The sequence below is a fragment of the Streptomyces sp. NPDC048507 genome, from assembly GCF_043199995.1.
Taxonomy (GTDB): Bacteria; Actinomycetota; Actinomycetes; order Streptomycetales; family Streptomycetaceae; genus Streptomyces.
Genome location: NZ_JBICWZ010000006.1, coordinates 477,969 through 490,236 on the forward strand (window position 1 = coordinate 477,969; position 12,268 = coordinate 490,236).

A 12,268-nucleotide genomic window follows, 5' to 3' on the forward strand; every position below is an offset into this window, starting at 1 on the left:
ACCGCCTCGCGGGCCGCCCGCCGCGGGAGCCCGGGGCTCACGCGTCCGCGCGCGCCGCCGCCAGGAGTTCCTCCGCGTGGGCCCGAGCGGTCTGCGAGTCTTCCTGGCCCGCGAGCATCCGCGACAGCTCCCGGATGCGGTCCTCGCCCTCCAGGACGGTCACCCCGGAGCGGGTCACGGATCCGTCGACGGTCTTCTCGACCAGCAGCTGGCGGTCCGCGAAGGCGGCCACCTGCGGCAGGTGCGTGACGACGACTACCTGCGCGGACCTGGCCAGCTTCGCCAGCCGCCGCCCGACCTCGACGGCCGCCTTGCCGCCGACGCCCGCGTCGACCTCGTCGAAGAGGTACGTCGGCACCGGGTCGGAGCCCGCGAAGACGACCTCCACGGCCAGCATGACCCGCGAGAGCTCACCGCCCGAGGCGCCCTTGGCGATCGGCCGCGGCTGGGCTCCGGGGTGCGGGGCCAGCAGCAGCTCGACCTCGTCCGCGCCCGAGGGCCCGTACGCCACCGGGCGCCCGCCGACCTCGACGCCCTCGGCGTCCGGCGCCTGCCGGATGTCGAAGGTCACCCGCGCGTGCGGCATGGCGAGGGAGGCCAGTTCGGCCGTCACATCGGCGGCGAACCGTTCGGCGGCCTCGGTCCGCGCGTCCGTCAGCGCCTGTGCCAGCAGGGACAGTTCGGCCCGCAGGCCGTCCCGCTCGGCGGTCAGCTCGCCGATCCGCTCGTCGTCGCCGTCCAGTTCCAGCAGCCGCTTCGAGCCCCGCTCGGCCCATTCCAGGACGGCGGCGAGCCCTCCGTCGGCGTCCCCGTACTTGCGCACCAGCTGGGTCAGCGCGGCCCGGCGCTCCTCCACGGCGGCGAGCCGCAGCGGATCGGCGTCGAGGTCGTCGGCGTACCCGGCCAGCTCTCCGGCCACGTCGGCGAGCAGGATGCCCAGCTCCCCGATCCGGTCGGCGAGGGCGCCGAGCACCGGGTCGTGGGCGCGTACGGATTCCAGCGCCCGGTGCGCGCCCGCGACGAGCGTGTTCGCGTCGACGCCCTCCGGGTCCTCCACGTCCCCGGCCAGCGCCCCGTGGGCGGCCTGCGCCGCGGAGGCCAGGGATTCGGCGTGCCCGAGCCGCTCGGCCTCGGCGGCCAGCTCGGCGTCCTCGCCGGGCAGCGGTTCCAGGGCGGCGATCTCGTCCAGCCCGAAGCGCAGCAGGTCCGCCTCCTGGGCCCGCTCCCGGGCCCGGGTGGTGATCTCCTCCAGCTCGACGGCGACCGCCCGCAGCCGCCGGTAGGCACCCGCGTACTTCTCCAGCGGGACGGCGACCGCGTCCCCGGCGTAGCGGTCGAGGGCCTGCCGCTGCCGGGCGGGCCGCAGGAGTCCCTGCTGGTCGGTCTGGCCGTGGACGGCGACGAGTTCGTCGGCGAGCTCGGCGAGCAGGCCGACGGGGACGGAGCGGCCGCCGACGTGGGCGCGCGAGCGCCCCTCGGCGGACACCGTCCGGCTGATCAGCAGGGCGCCCTCGTCGAGTTCGGCCCCGGCCTCCTCGGCGCGCAGGGCGGCGGGCGCGCCGGGGCTCAGCACGATGCGCCCCTCCACCACCGCCGCCTTGGCGCCGATCCGCACCAGGGCGGGGTCGGCGCGGCCGCCGAGCAGCAGCCCGAGGCTGGTGACGACCATCGTCTTGCCCGCGCCGGTCTCGCCGGTCACCGCGGTGAAACCGGGCGACAGCTCGACCACCGCGTCGTCGATGACCCCGAGCGACCGTATCCGCATCTCCTCAAGCACGGGACGACGATACCGAGGTTTCCCGAGTGCCATGTGACGTCACCCGCCCGGAGTTCTCCGAACGCGTGTGCTAATACGGGGTGCCGTGCGCCCCCGCGCCGCCCGGCCGGCTACGCCGTCTCGTGCGGGGCGCCGCGCCATCCCGACACCGGCAGCGCGAACTTGGCGACCAGCCGGTCGGTGAAGGACGCGTGGTGCAGCCGGGCCAGGCGCACCGGCACCGTGCCCCGCCGGACCTCCACCCGCGCCCCCGAGGGCAGCTCCAGCGTCCGGCGCCCGTCGCACCACAGCACCCCGTGCGGAGTACCGGTCTGCACCTCCACCGCCAGCACCGAGTCCGGCGAGGTCACCAGCGGCTTCGCGAACAGCGCGTGCGCGCTGATCGGCACCATCAAGAGCGCCTCCACCTCCGGCCAGACCACCGGCCCGCCCGCGGAGAAGGCGTACGCCGTCGAGCCCGTCGGCGTCGCGCAGACGATCCCGTCGCAGCCGAAGCCGGTCACCGGACGCCCGTCGATCTCCAGGACCACCTCCAGCATCCGCTCCGGGGACACCTTCTGGACGGCGGCCTCGTTCAGCGCCCAGTCGCGGTGCACGATGTCGCCGTTGGTCCGGACGAGGACGTCGAGGGTCATCCGCTCCTCGACCTCGTACGACTTGCTCACCACCCGGTCGACGACCTTGTCCAGGTCGTCCCGCTCGGCCTCGGCGAGGAACCCCACCCGGCCCAGGTTGACGCCGAGCATCGGCACCCCCGAGCCGCGCGCGAACTCCGCCCCGCGCAGCAGCGTGCCGTCGCCGCCCAGCACGATCAGCAGCTCGCACCCGTCGAGCACCTTCGGCGTGCACTCGGCGACCAGCTCCACCTCGGGCGGCAGCGGCAGGTCACACGCCTCCTGCTCCAGGACCCGGACCCCCAGGCCCGAGCGGAGCAGACCGAGCACGACCAGCTCGGCACTGCGGATGGCCGCGGGCCGCCCGGTGTGCGCGAGCAGGAAGACGGTCCGCGCCTCCCCCTCGCCGCCGGAACCGCCCGCCGGACCCGGCCCGCCGGGACCCGGCCCGCCCGAACCTGCCCACGAACCTGCTGACGCGTCTGTCACTGCGGCCCCTCCGCCACTGCCCGATCGACATCCCCCGGGTCGAGCGCGGGTGCCCCCGCCCGGAGCCACAGAAAGTACTCGACGTTGCCCGACGGGCCCGGCAACGGGCTCGCCGTCACCCCGAGCACGCCCAGCCCCAGCTTCCACGCCTGCGCGGCGACCTCCCGCACGGCCTCGGCGCGCAGCTCGGGACTGCGTACGACACCACCGCTGCCCAGCCGGTCCTTGCCGACCTCGAACTGCGGCTTCACCATCAGCACCAGGTCCGCGCCGGGCGCCGTGCAGCGCACCAGCGCGGGCAGCACCAGCCCGATGGAGATGAACGAGAGGTCCCCGACGACCAGGTCGGCCGGCATCCCGTCGATCAGCTCGACGGTCAGCTCGCGGACGTTCGTCCGGTCCTTGACGGTGACCCGCTCGTCGCTCTGCAGCGACCAGGCGAGCTGCCCGTAGCCGACGTCCACCGCCACCACGTGGTCCACGCCCGCGCGCAGCAGCACGTCGGTGAAGCCGCCCGTCGAGGCGCCCGCGTCCAGCGCCCGGCGGCCCTCGACCACCAGCCCCAGCGGCCGGAACGCCGCCAGGGCGCCGGCCAGCTTGTGGCCGCCCCGGGAGACGTAGTCGGGATCGCTGTCGTCCTTGAGGACGACGAGGGCCGCGCTGGTCTCCACCTGCGTGGCCGGCTTGGTCGCGGTGGTGCCGCCCACGGTCACCCGGCCCGCGGCGATCAGCTGGGCCGCGTGCTCCCGCGAGCGGGCCATGCTGCGGCGTACCAGTTCGGCGTCCAGGCGGCGGCGTGCCACTCCTGCCACGTTCGGTTCAGCTCCTGTTTTCGTAAGGTCCGGGGGCGGACGGTGCGTCCAGCGCGGTCAGCGCCTCGCGCAGTCCCCCGTGCACATCCTCGTACACCGCGGCGTGCTCCCCGGCGGGCAGGTGGTCCGCGTCCGCCAGCCGCTCCAGGCCCGCGTCGACGCCGGGATGCCCGGTGGGGGTCCGTACGAGGCCCAGCGGAGCGGCTCCGGCGGGCTCGGCGGGGTCCGCGACCCCCGCGGGGTCCTCGGCGGGGCTCGCGGACGCTTCGTCGGTCATGCCCCGACGCTACCCCGAAGCGCGGCCCCGGCCGCGCACGGCTCTGCGGTACGGTCGTGATCACCATGGCTACGATCCAGGAGTGCCGCGAAGCACTCGACCGACTCTCCGACAACCTGGCCCGGGCGGACGGCGACGTACGCGGTGCCGCCGCCTTCGACCGCTCCCTGAGCTGCCACGTCACCGACCTCGACCAGACCTTCTCCGGCCGCCTGCGCGACGGCCGGATCCAGGTGGACGCGCTCACCGCGGGCCCGCCCCCCGCCAAGGCCGAGATCCGGCTCGCGATGACGGGCGACGACCTGCTCGCCCTGGTCGGCGGCGAGCTGAAGTTCGCCAAGGCCTGGGCCTCCGGCCGGGTCCGCCTGGAAGCCGGCTTCCGCGACCTGCTGCGCCTGAAGAGCCTGCTCTGAGGCTCCGCGTCAGACGGCCGCCCGGACGCGGGCCCGCGTCCGCCGGCCGGCCGGCACCACGAGCGGGGTCCCGGTCTCCGGGTCGTCGATGATCTGGCAGCGCACCCCGAAGACCTCCTCCACCAGCTCCGCCGTGACCACCTCGGCCGGCGGGCCCTCGGCGACGACCACGCCGTCGCGCAGGGCGATCAGGTGCGTGGCGTAGCGGGCCGCGTGGTTGAGGTCGTGCAGCACCGCCACCAGGGTCCGGCCCTGCTCCTCGTGGAGCTCCGCGCACAGGTCGAGCACGTCGAGCTGGTGCTGGATGTCCAGGTACGTCGTCGGCTCGTCCAGCAGCAGCAACGGCGTCTGCTGGGCCAGCGCCATCGCGATCCACACCCGCTGGCGCTGCCCGCCCGACAGCTCGTCCACGGCCCGCTCGGCGAGTTCGGCGACGCCGGTGGCGGCCATCGACTCGGCGACGATCCGCTCGTCCTCCCGCGACCACTGGCGCAGCAGCCCCTGGTGCGGGTACCGGCCGCGCGAGACCAGATCGGCGACGGTGATCCCGTCCGGGGCGATCGAGGACTGCGGCAGCAGACCCAGCGTCCGGGCCACCTTCTTCGCCGGCAGCGAGGAGATGGCCCGGCCGTCCAGCAGGACCCGCCCGGCGGTGGGCTTCAGCATCCGCGACAGGGCCCGCAGCAGCGTGGACTTGCCGCAGGCGTTGGGGCCGACGATCACCGTGAAGGAGCGGTCGGGGATCTCCACCGACAGGTTCTCGGCGATGACCCGCTGGTCGTAGCCGAGGGTGACGTTCTGCGCGGTCAGCCGCTGCACTGGGGTACTCCTCGTATGGCCCGGCGCCGCGCCGGACTCGTTGCCGGACGCGGGAAGCAGATCGTCCCGCGCACTCATATCCGTCCCGCCCTGCGCTCGGTGACGAGCAGCCAGAGCAGGTAGACGCCGCCGACCAGACCGGTCACCACGCCCACCGGCAGCTGGTCCGCGCCGAAGGCCCGCTGCGAGGCCAGGTCGGCGGCCAGCAGCAGGACGGCGCCCATCAGCGCGCCGGAGAGCAGGTTCGGGCCCGGCGAGCGGGTCAGCCGCCGGGCCAGCTGGGGCGCGGCCAGGGCGACGAAGCTGATCGGTCCGGCCGCGGCGGCCGCGGCCGTGGTCAGCAGGACCGCCGCCGCCATCAGCCGCATCCGGGTCCGCTCGACGGGCACGCCCAGCGCGGACGCGGAGTCGTCGCCCATCTCGATCATCCGCAGGGCCCTGTTCTGCCCGAGGACCAGCGGGAACAGCACCGCGCAGGTCCCCAGCAGCGGCCACACCTGCGACCAGTCCCGGCCGGCCAGCGACCCGGTCAGCCAGACCATCGCCCGGGTGGCGTCGACGAGCTGCGCCTTCGCGACGAGGTACTGGACCACCGCGACGAGGACGGCGGAGCAGCCGATGCCGACGAGCACCAGCCGGTACCCGTGCACCCCCTGCTTGTAGGCGAGGAGGTAGACGATGACGCCCGCGAGCACGCCTCCCACCACCGCGCCCGCCGCGACCTCGGTCGCACCGCCCTTGAACAGGATGATGACGGCGAGCGCGCCGACCGCCGAGCCGTACCCGAAACCCAGCACGTCGGGGGAGCCGAGCGGATTGCGCGAGACGGACTGGAAGACCGCCCCCGCCATGCCGAGGGCCGCTCCGACCAGCACCGCGACCAGCACCCGCGGCAGCCGCAGGTCGTTGACGATGAAGTCGTCGGCGGGGTTGCCGCTGCCCAGCAGGGTCCGCACGACGTCCCAGGGGGCGATCTCGAAGTCGCCGGTGCCGATGAGCACGACGGCCAGCGCCAGCGCCACGACGGCCAGCACCACCCCGGCCGTCACGGCCCGCGGCTCGACGCGCAGCGAGGTGCGGCCGGGCCCGCGCAGCGCGCGCAGGGGCACCGGCCCCGTACCCCGCCCGCCCGTCGTGTCCTTCGTGGTCGTCGGGGTCACAGCTGGGCCATCCTCTTGCGCCGAACCAGGTAGATGAAGACGGGTCCGCCCAGCAGCGCGGTGACGATCCCGACCTGCAGCTCGCCGGGACGGGTGACGACCCGTCCGACCACGTCGGCGCCGAGCAGCAGCACGGGCGACAGGACCGCCGAGTACGCGAGCACCCAGCGCATGTCCGGCCCCGTGACGATCCGCGCCAGGTGGGGAACCATCAGCCCGACGAAGACGATCGGCCCGCAGGCCGCCGTCGCCGCCCCGCACAGCAGGGTGATGGCGGCCATCGCCGCGATCCGGGTCCGCGTCAGGTGCGCTCCGAGCGCCCGCGCGGTGTCCTCGCCCAGGGCCATCGCGTTGAGCGGCCGGCCCAGCACGAGCGCGAGCACGGCCCCGGCCAGCAGGAACGGCGCCACCCGGGTGACGGTGTCCATGGTGGCCGCGGCCAGTGACCCCACGGTCCAGAAGCGCAGCTTGTCCAGCGCCTTGCTGTCCATCAGCTGCACCGCGTTGATGTAGCCGACGAGGGCCGCGCTGGCCGCCGTACCGGCGAGCGCGAGGCGCACCGGCGTCGCGCTGCGGCTGCCGCCGAGCACGTAGACCAGGACCGAGACGAGGGCGGCGCCCAGGAAGGCCCACCACACGAACTCCTCCAGGGAAGCGGCCCCGAAGAAGCTGATGGCCGAGACGACGGCCGCGGCGGCGCCCGCGTTGACTCCGAGGATGCCGGGCTCCGCCAGCGGATTGCGGGTCAGCGCCTGCATCACCGCGCCGGACAGGCCCAGGGCGAGCCCGACCAGCACCCCCAGGAGGGTGCGCGGGATCCGCAGGTCGCGGACGACCACGTCGTTCGTGGTCCCGCTGTAGTGGAACAGGCCGTGCCACACGTCCGCGAGCGGCATCGCCTTGGCCCCGACGGCGATGCTCGCCACCGCCACCAGGGCCAGTACGGCAAGGGCGGCCAGCAGGCCGGCCGCCCGCACACCGTGGCGGGTACGGGGGGCGGCGGCGGCCTGCGCCGCGCTCTGTTCGGGGGGACTCTCAACCAACACGGAGGTTAGGTTAGCCTACCCTGCCGTAAAGACAATTCACCCGAACGGCCCCTTACGTCCCCTCCAGCCCGAGCAGCTACAGCCCGAGCAGCGCCAGGGCCTTCTCCCCGTCCAGCCCGCAGGAGCCCTCCCCCGCCGACGTCCACGCCGCCGCACACAGCGCCCGCAGCCCGTCCATCGGCTCCCCCTCCCCCTTCAGCTCCAGTACGCCGTCCCCCGCACGGGCCGTCCAACCGCCGCAGCGGAACCCCTCCCCGGCCGGCTCCACCTCCGGCTGCCCCGTCAGCAGCCCGCGCAGGTCCCGGTCCACGTACGTCGGCCGGTACTTCGGCTCGGCCCGCAGCAGCTGCGCCCCGTCCGTCACCCCGGTCAGCACCAGCAGCGAATCCACGTCCCCGTTGAAGGCGCCCTCGATGTCGGTGTCCAGCCGGTCACCGACCACCAGCGGCCGCCGCGCCCCGGTCCGCAGCACCGTCTCCCGGTGCATCGGCGGCAACGGCTTGCCCGCCACCTGCGGCTCCGCACCCGTCGCGATGCGCACGACCTCCACGGCGGCCCCGTTGCCCGGCGCGATCCCCCGCGCCCCCGGAATCGTCAGATCGGTGTTCGACGCGTACCACGGCACCCCGCGGTTGATCGCGTACGAGGCCTCCGCGAACCGCCCCCACGCCAGATCGGGCCCGCCGTACCCCTGCACGACCGCCGCGAGCCCCTCCTCCTCGGCCGACTCCACCGGCACCAGCCCGCGCTCGCGCAACGCCACCCGCAGCCCCTCGCCACCGATCACCAGCACCTTGGAACCCGGCGCCACCTGCTCCGCGATCAGCCGGGCCACCGCCTGCGCCGAGGTGATCACCTCGTCCGCCTCCGTCGGAATGCCCAGCTCGCCCAGGTGCGCGGCCACCGCGTCCGGTGTGCGCAGCGCGTTGTTGGTGACGTACGCCAGGTGCATCCCGCCGTCCCGGGCCGCGGCGAGCGAGTCCACCGCGTGCCCGATCGCGTGCCCGCCCGCGTACACCACTCCGTCCAGATCCAGCAGGGCCGTGTCGTAGGCCTGGTGGAGGCTCCGCTCGCTGCCCGCGGGACTGGTCCTGGTCTGCCGGGTCATCTTGGCCGCTCCTCTTCGCTGTTCGCGCGTTCCGCGCACGTCCCGGGATTCTTACGATCGATCTTGTCCGAGTTTGCGCTGATCCCCGTATCTCCCCCGATCATCCCGCATCGCGAGACGCGTCTTACCATGCACCAATGACCACACCTGGCAACGCGGAGCACGGGCTGCGCCTGATCCCCTTCCACGGACTGCGCTACGTCCCGCAGCGGGTCGGCAGCCTGGCCGCCGTCACGTCTCCGCCCTACGACGTGGTCGTACGGCCCGACGGAGTCGACTACCTCGAATCCGCCGATCCGCACAACATCGTCCGGCTGATCCTGCCGCAGGCCCAGACCCCCGACGCGCGCAACGAGCAGGCCGCCCGCACCCTCAGCGACTGGCTCGCCGAGGGCGTCCTGAGCGCCGACCCGCAGCCCGCGCTCTACGTCTACGAACAGCGCAAGGCCGGCGTCCTCCAGCGCGGCGTCATCGGCGCCCTCGCCCTGTCGGACGCGGAGGCGGGCATCGTCCTGCCGCACGAGGACGTCATGCCCGACGTGGTCACCGACCGGGCCGGACTGATGCGCGCCACCTCGGCCAACCTCGAACCCCTCCTGCTGACCTACCTGGGCGACGGCCCGGGCACGGGCGCGGCAGCGGTCGTCGAGACCACCGTCGCCCGCAGGCCCCCGCTCCTCTCGACCGTCACCGAGGACGGCTTCTGCCACAGCCTCTGGGCCATCACGGACCCGGCCGAACTGGCCGCCGTCACCGCCGACCTCGGCAGCCGCCAGGCCCTCATCGCCGACGGCCACCACCGCTGGGCGACGTACCTGCGCCTCCAGCAGGAGCACGGCTCCCCCACCCCGTGGGACTTCGGCCTGGTCCTGCTCGTGGACACCGCCCGCTACCCGCTCCAGGTCCGCGCCATCCACCGCATGCTGCGCCGGCTGCCGCTGTCGCAGGCACTGGCCGCGCTCGACGGCTCCTTCCGGGTCCGCCCGGTCGACGGCCCGCTCCCGCTGGCCCTGGAAGCCCTCGCCGACGCATCGGAACGCGGCAACGCCTTCCTCCTCACCGGCGACGGCACCTACCACCTGGCGACCGACCCGGATCCGGCGCTCATCCAGCGCACGGTCCGCCACGACCGACCCGAGGCCTGGCGCCGGCTGGACGCGACGGTCCTGCACGCGACGCTGCTCGACGAGGTGTGGAAGATCCCGGACGCCCCGGACCAGATCTCCTACATCCACGACGCCGCCGCCACGGTCGCCATGGCCCAGCGCCACGGCGGCACCGCCGTCCTGCTGCACCCCGTACGGGAGGCGGTCGTACGGGACCTGGCCCGCCAGGGCGTCACCATGCCCCGGAAGTCGACCTCCTTCGGCCCGAAGCCGGCCACCGGCCTGGTCCTGCGCAGCGTGGACTGACCGGACATGCGAAAGGGCGGCACCCCCGAGGGGGTGCCGCCCTTCCTGTTCCGCTAACGCGTACTACGCCTTGTCGCGGTCGTCGCGCACGTCGCGGTCTTCGTCCTCGTCGTCCTCGATGACCACGATCTCGTCGGTCACGTCGACGTCGGGCTCGTCGAGCGGCTCGTACTCGTCGTCGTCCTCGTCGTAGTACTCGGCCTGGTCGGAGGCCCGCTCGGCGGCCGCCACCTCGGCGTCGTCCTCGTCGTCCTCGTCGTCCTCGTCCTCGTCGGGGGCGTCCTCGAGGTCGGAGTCGTCCTCGAGGGAGGCGGCGTCCACGAACTCGACCCCGTCGATCTCGGCCAGCCGGTCGGAGGCGTCGGTCGCCCCGTCCTTGTCGGCCTCGAGGGTCTTGCCGAACCACTCGCGCGCCTCGTCCTCACGACCGGCGGCCAGCAGGGCGTCGGCGTAGGCGTACCGCAGACGCGCGGTCCAGGGCTGGACGGAGCTGGAGGCCAGCTCCGGGCTCTGCAGGGTCACGATGGCGGCGTCGAGCTCGCCCATGTCCCGGCGGGCACCGGCGGCGACGAGACGCATCTCGACCTGACCGGCCTTGTCCAGCTTCTGCACCTCGGGCTCGCCGGCCATGGCCAGGGCCCGCTCCGGACGGCCGAGGCCGCGCTCGCAGTCGGCCATCACGGGCCACAGCTCGACGGAACCGGTCATGCGCTTGGCGGCACGGAACTCCGCGAGCGCCTCGCTGTACTTCTGCGTGGCGTACGCGGCGAAGCCGGCGGCCTCGCGGACGGCGGCGACGCGGGAGGCCAGACGCAGGGCGATGCGGGCGTACGCGTACGCCTGCTCCGGGTCCTCGTCGATCAGCCGGGCCACCATGACCAGGTTGCGGGAGACCTCTTCGGCCAGACCCTTGGGCAGGCTCAGGAGCTCCTGACGCACGTCGGCGTCGATCTCGTGCCCGGTGACGTCCTCGTCGATCGGAAGCCGCTTGACCGGGTCCCGGTCGCGGTCGGCGCGGTAGTCGCGGTCGCCGCCCCGGTCATCACGGCCACGGAAGCCGCCACGGTCGCCACCGCGATCATCACGGCCACCACGGAACCCACCACGGTCGCCGCCCCGGTCATCACGACGCGGGTAGGACGGGCGGTCGCCACCACGGTCATCACGACCGCCACGGAATCCACCGCGGTCGTCATCACGACGCGGGAAGGACGGACGGTCCCCACCACGGTCATCGCGACGGGGGTAGGACGGGCGGTCGCCACCACGGTCGTCACGGCCACCGCGGAATCCACCGCGGTCGTCATCACGACGCGGGTACGACGGACGGTCCCCACCACGGTCGTCACGACGCGGGTACGAGGGGCGGTCGCCACCGCTACGGAAGCCACCGCCGCCGGGACGGTCGCCACCCCGGTCATCACGACGGGGGTACGAGGGACGGTCCCCACCACGGTCATCACGACCACCGCGGAATCCACCGCGGTCGTCATCACGACGCGGGTACGACGGACGGTCCCCACCACGGTCGTCACGACGCGGGAAGGAGGGACGGTCGCCACCACCGGTCGGACGACCGCCACGGTCGTCGCGGCGGAAGCCACCACGGTCACCGCCACCGCTGCTGGGACGACCGCCACGGTCGTCGTCGCGGCGCGGGTAGGACGGACGGTCGCCGCCGCGGTCGTCACGGCCACGGAAACCACCGCCGCTGGGGCGGTCGCCGCCGGCGGGACGCCCACCACGGTCGTCACGGCGGAAACCGCCGCCACTACCGGTCGGACGGCCACCGCGGTCGTCGCGGCGGAAGCCACCACGGTCACCGCCACGGTCGTCACGACGGAAGCCGCCCCTGTCACCGCCGTCGTTGCGCCGAGGCTCGCGCTCCGGACGATCGTCGGGAGAGTTGGACATGGGTGTGACTCCTGTCTTCGGGGTACCGCTAGTCATTCTCGCGCAACCAACCCATGGCCGCGCTTCGGCGTAAAGAGGTGAAAAACAAAAAGACCCCTGGTCCAGCGTTGAACGCTGGACCAGGGGTCCTTTGAAAAATTGTTCGGCGGCGTCCTACTCTCCCACAGGGTCCCCCCTGCAGTACCATCGGCGCTGAAAGGCTTAGCTTCCGGGTTCGGAATGTAACCGGGCGTTTCCCTAACGCTATGACCACCGAAACCCTAATCGGTTTCGAGCGAACAAGCACACTTTGTAGTTATGTTCTAGCTCTAGAAACCAGCAACCGTTCGTTGCTTCAGAACTAACACAGTGGACGCGAGCAACTGAGGACAAGCCCTCGGCCTATTAGTACCAGTCAGCTCCACCCGTTACCGGGCTTCCACATCTG

At 73.4% G+C, this 12,268-nt stretch carries 12 protein-coding genes and 1 rRNA gene; 3 read left to right on the plus strand and 10 right to left on the minus strand.

What is annotated here, in order from left to right:
• Positions 1-37: 37 nt before the first annotated feature.
• The 4 genes from recN to ACGFXC_RS20150 all read right to left on the minus strand — a co-directional run bounded on the left by recN (position 38) and on the right by ACGFXC_RS20150 (position 3,969).
• Positions 38-1,765 carry a DNA repair protein RecN gene (gene recN, locus ACGFXC_RS20135; protein WP_393714609.1) on the minus strand — a complete coding sequence of 576 codons (1,728 nt, stop codon included), beginning with the start codon at positions 1,763-1,765 and terminating at the stop codon, positions 38-40.
• Positions 1,766-1,887: 122 nt separating this feature from the next.
• The gene (locus ACGFXC_RS20140) at positions 1,888-2,880 is read right to left on the minus strand and encodes an NAD kinase (protein ID WP_393714549.1); all 993 of its coding nucleotides are present in this window, start codon (positions 2,878-2,880) and stop codon (positions 1,888-1,890) included.
• Complete coding sequence (locus ACGFXC_RS20145) at positions 2,877-3,692, minus strand: TlyA family RNA methyltransferase (RefSeq protein WP_393714551.1); 816 nt, start codon at positions 3,690-3,692, stop codon at positions 2,877-2,879. Before ACGFXC_RS20145 ends, ACGFXC_RS20140 begins: the two co-directional genes overlap by 4 nt.
• A 7-nt stretch (positions 3,693-3,699) precedes the next feature.
• Entirely contained in the window at positions 3,700-3,969 is a 270-nt protein-coding gene (locus ACGFXC_RS20150) for a hypothetical protein (protein ID WP_393714553.1), read from the minus strand.
• Positions 3,970-4,034: 65 nt separating this feature from the next.
• Here ACGFXC_RS20150 and ACGFXC_RS20155 point away from each other — a divergent pair, with 65 nt between their 5' ends.
• The gene (locus tag ACGFXC_RS20155; protein ID WP_393714554.1) at positions 4,035-4,382 is read left to right on the plus strand and encodes an SCP2 sterol-binding domain-containing protein; all 348 of its coding nucleotides are present in this window, start codon (positions 4,035-4,037) and stop codon (positions 4,380-4,382) included.
• Between the two features lie 9 nt (positions 4,383-4,391).
• On the opposite strand, the gene ACGFXC_RS20160 is transcribed toward ACGFXC_RS20155, so the two are convergent.
• From ACGFXC_RS20160 to ACGFXC_RS20175, 4 genes are all read right to left on the minus strand, one after another.
• Positions 4,392-5,279, minus strand: coding sequence for an ABC transporter ATP-binding protein (locus tag ACGFXC_RS20160; protein WP_393714556.1), 888 nt, complete (start codon positions 5,277-5,279; stop codon positions 4,392-4,394).
• The gene (locus tag ACGFXC_RS20165) at positions 5,276-6,361 is read right to left on the minus strand and encodes a FecCD family ABC transporter permease (RefSeq protein WP_393714558.1); all 1,086 of its coding nucleotides are present in this window, start codon (positions 6,359-6,361) and stop codon (positions 5,276-5,278) included. The genes ACGFXC_RS20160 and ACGFXC_RS20165 overlap by 4 nt, the downstream gene beginning before the upstream one ends.
• Positions 6,358-7,407: a FecCD family ABC transporter permease gene (locus tag ACGFXC_RS20170; protein WP_393714560.1), complete on the minus strand. Its 1,050-nt coding sequence runs from the start codon at positions 7,405-7,407 to the stop codon at positions 6,358-6,360. Before ACGFXC_RS20170 ends, ACGFXC_RS20165 begins: the two co-directional genes overlap by 4 nt.
• 76 nt (positions 7,408-7,483) lie before the next feature.
• Entirely contained in the window at positions 7,484-8,515 is a 1,032-nt protein-coding gene (locus ACGFXC_RS20175) for an HAD hydrolase-like protein (protein WP_393714562.1), read from the minus strand.
• A gap of 137 nt (positions 8,516-8,652) precedes the next feature.
• On the opposite strand from ACGFXC_RS20175, the gene ACGFXC_RS20180 reads away from it, so the two are divergent.
• Positions 8,653-9,927: a DUF1015 family protein gene (locus tag ACGFXC_RS20180; protein ID WP_393714564.1), complete on the plus strand. Its 1,275-nt coding sequence runs from the start codon at positions 8,653-8,655 to the stop codon at positions 9,925-9,927.
• A 63-nt stretch (positions 9,928-9,990) separates the two neighbouring features.
• Here the strand turns inward: ACGFXC_RS20180 and ACGFXC_RS20185 are convergent, their stop codons facing one another.
• Positions 9,991-10,866, minus strand: coding sequence for a hypothetical protein (locus ACGFXC_RS20185; RefSeq protein WP_393714566.1), 876 nt, complete (start codon positions 10,864-10,866; stop codon positions 9,991-9,993).
• A gap of 15 nt (positions 10,867-10,881) precedes the next feature.
• On the opposite strand from ACGFXC_RS20185, the gene ACGFXC_RS20190 reads away from it, so the two are divergent.
• The gene (locus tag ACGFXC_RS20190) at positions 10,882-11,922 is read left to right on the plus strand and encodes a hypothetical protein (RefSeq protein ID WP_393714568.1); all 1,041 of its coding nucleotides are present in this window, start codon (positions 10,882-10,884) and stop codon (positions 11,920-11,922) included.
• Positions 11,923-11,981: 59 nt separating this feature from the next.
• On the opposite strand, the gene rrf is transcribed toward ACGFXC_RS20190, so the two are convergent.
• A 5S ribosomal RNA gene (gene rrf, locus ACGFXC_RS20195) occupies positions 11,982-12,098 on the minus strand.
• Between the last annotated feature and the right edge of the window lie 170 nt (positions 12,099-12,268).

Coding starts and splice junctions, on each gene's coding strand:
- ACGFXC_RS20180 (WP_393714564.1), top strand. CDS start 8,653: ATGACCACACCTGGCAACGCGGAGCACGGGCTGCGCCTGATCCCCTTC.
- ACGFXC_RS20175 (WP_393714562.1), bottom strand. CDS start 8,515: ATGACCCGGCAGACCAGGACCAGTCCCGCGGGCAGCGAGCGGAGCCTC.
- ACGFXC_RS20150 (WP_393714553.1), bottom strand. CDS start 3,969: ATGACCGACGAAGCGTCCGCGAGCCCCGCCGAGGACCCCGCGGGGGTC.
- ACGFXC_RS20155 (WP_393714554.1), top strand. CDS start 4,035: ATGGCTACGATCCAGGAGTGCCGCGAAGCACTCGACCGACTCTCCGAC.
- ACGFXC_RS20160 (WP_393714556.1), bottom strand. CDS start 5,279: ATGAGTGCGCGGGACGATCTGCTTCCCGCGTCCGGCAACGAGTCCGGC.
- recN (WP_393714609.1), bottom strand. CDS start 1,765: ATGCGGATACGGTCGCTCGGGGTCATCGACGACGCGGTGGTCGAGCTG.